The 2,457-nt window shown below is 45.7% G+C and carries 2 protein-coding genes and 1 pseudogene; 2 read left to right on the forward strand and 1 reads right to left on the reverse strand.

Annotated elements, in window-relative coordinates; genetic code table 11:
- Positions 1–165 precede the first annotated feature (165 nt).
- Entirely contained in the window at positions 166–339 is a 174-nt protein-coding gene (locus tag IQR33_RS17200) for a hypothetical protein (RefSeq protein WP_005374332.1), read from the forward strand.
- Positions 340–409: 70 nt separating this feature from the next.
- On the opposite strand, the gene IQR33_RS17205 is transcribed toward IQR33_RS17200, so the two are convergent.
- Positions 410–772, reverse strand: coding sequence for a hypothetical protein (locus tag IQR33_RS17205; protein WP_054575251.1), 363 nt, complete (start codon positions 770–772; stop codon positions 410–412).
- Between the two features lie 324 nt (positions 773–1,096).
- On the opposite strand from IQR33_RS17205, the pseudogene IQR33_RS17210 reads away from it, so the two are divergent.
- Positions 1,097–2,457: pseudogene (locus IQR33_RS17210) on the forward strand (M3 family metallopeptidase); the annotation flags it as partial.

Consider the following 2,457-nt stretch of genomic DNA (forward strand, 5'->3'; position numbering starts at 1 on the left):
CTCTAAATAACGGAAGCAGCTCAAAGCATTATCCAATTACCCACACTTAAAAAGAGTATTAAACCTTCATTTTTAGCAGAGGGTTATATACTTAGAACAAAGGTTACCAATGCATTCTTCACTGTGCATTGATGCCACTCGTCTACCTACAGAGGAGAGATCAACATGGAGTTACGGAATAAATCGGGGGAAGTTGCAAATATTGCTGATAACCTCACTTTGAAGGAAATCACAGAAATGGGCTACACCGTAGATTTATGCGATGAAGCATTTGCTCCTGGAGAGCATTGGAAAGCGGAAGGTAAAACGCAAGGTATGGGCGAGTATCCAGAGGAGTAAACGTCCTGACGAGCCAGCGCACAAAAGCGTTCCACAAACAGAAAAACCGAGCGACTTAACGCTCGGTTTTTTACTTTTGAACTTCTTGAATAAACAAGCTCATCTCTTCTAGATAATTGCCGTTTGAGCATCCCCAGTCGGTGACCTCAATCAACTCAGTAACTAACTGTCCAGACTCATCATCTTGCACTCTCTGCACAAACGCTTCAAAATGTTCCAGTTGCGCCTGACTCTTAACGCCATGCACGGCATATTCTACAAGCAAGCCGTTGTACGTCTGCCAGCGCTGATCGCCCGCAACATCATTGCTTAAAATCACAGAACACTTTTGTTGAATGCTTTCAACCGCATCATTTCTTGGTGGCGCGACTGTGGAACATCCAACTAAAATCGTACCTACCGCCAATAACGTAACTTTTGTCTTATTTATCATATCGTTTCCAACTGTATCGCCACGATATGGAAATCTTATTACACCTGATAAGGATCATCGATAGCGCACCGCAGATTAATTACTTAATAAACTGTAAACTCCATACCAGTCTTAACACTGCAAGCTCATAACTCCTATTAACTCACCCAAATGTAAACAAATAGTAAAATCACCTTTACGCGATGCAAAATCGACAAATGAGATTAGCGTTCCTTTCTCGCGACCAAGCGTGCAATAATCAACTGTCTACATAACGAAACCATTTGAAGGATCAAAATGACCGCAACGGATTACCTCAACGACCTCAATCAACGTTACCTTGCGATTCACCGCACCAAAGAAGATTTCTTTTGGGAAACTTACATGGGGATCAGCGATGACCATGATGGCTCGACGCAAGCACAAACGGCATGGACAAGCTTTTTAAGCAACGCCGAGCAAATTACTGACATCAAACAACAGATTGAAGCCGCGGACTCAATTACCGACCCACAAGAGAAACAACAAACCATTACGGGTCTATCTGGTTGGCTGGCGATGTTTGAATCTCACGCTATCGAGGGCGAAAAAGCACAAGCGTTGAAAAATCAGCTCATTGCCTTTGAAGCTGAGCTCTTCGAGAAAAAACAGAACCACGTACAAACATTTACCGATGAGAACGGCGAGCAAGTAGAAGGTTCACTTCCAGTATTAAGCTCAACCATTCGCACCAGCAATCATGAAGAAGTTCGCCAATCGGCTCATCAAGCGTTGCTGAACCTTGAACAATGGCTACTGCAAAACGGCTTTATTGAACTGATCAAACTGCGCAACCAGTTCGCTCGCTCACTGGGTTATGCGACTTTCTTTGATTACTCCGTGCAAAAAACGGAAAACATGAGCACTGAGCAGCTATTCGAGATTTTGGAAGATTTCGAACAACGCACGCGAGATGCGCACCTCAACAGCTTAGAAAACTTGGCGAAAGAGAAAGGCGCAAGCGCACTCACCGGCTTCAACTTTGTTTACTCGTTCGCGGGTGACGTCATGCGTGACCTTGACCCATACGTGCCGTTCTCTAAATCTCTGAGACGCTGGGTAGAATCGTTTGGTCGTCTGAATATTGATTACTCTGGCGCGACGCTAACGCTGGATTTGTTAGACCGCAAAGGTAAGTACCCGAACGGGTTCTGCCACGGCCCTATCCCTTCATTCTACAATCAAGGCGAATGGGTCGCAGCACAGGTGAACTTCACCAGCAATGCCAAACCAGACCAAGTGGGCAGCGGCTACGATGGCATAAACACGCTGTTCCACGAAGGTGGTCACGCAGCACACTTTGCGAACGTAAAAATGAACGCGCCTTGTTTTTCGCAGGAGTTTGCGCCGACGTCGATGGCTTATGCAGAAACTCAGTCGATGTTCTGTGACAGCCTGTTAACCGATGCCGATTGGCTAAAACAGTACGCACTGGATGATGAAGGGAATTCGGTTCCTAATGAGATCATTCAAGCGATGATCAACAGTCGTCAGCCATTCAAAGCTTATGAAGAACGTAGCATCTTGGTTGTGCCATATTTTGAGCGCGCGTTGTATCAATTGAGCGATGACGAGTTAACGCCAGAGCGCATCACTAAGCTCGCTCGCGATTGTGAAAAACAGATCCTTGGTTTGGAATGCAGCCCTCGCCCACTGATGGCGATTCC

Origin of the sequence: Vibrio sp. OPT46 (assembly GCF_015163535.1) — a bacterium.
GTDB lineage: Bacteria > Pseudomonadota > Gammaproteobacteria > Enterobacterales > Vibrionaceae > Vibrio > Vibrio alginolyticus.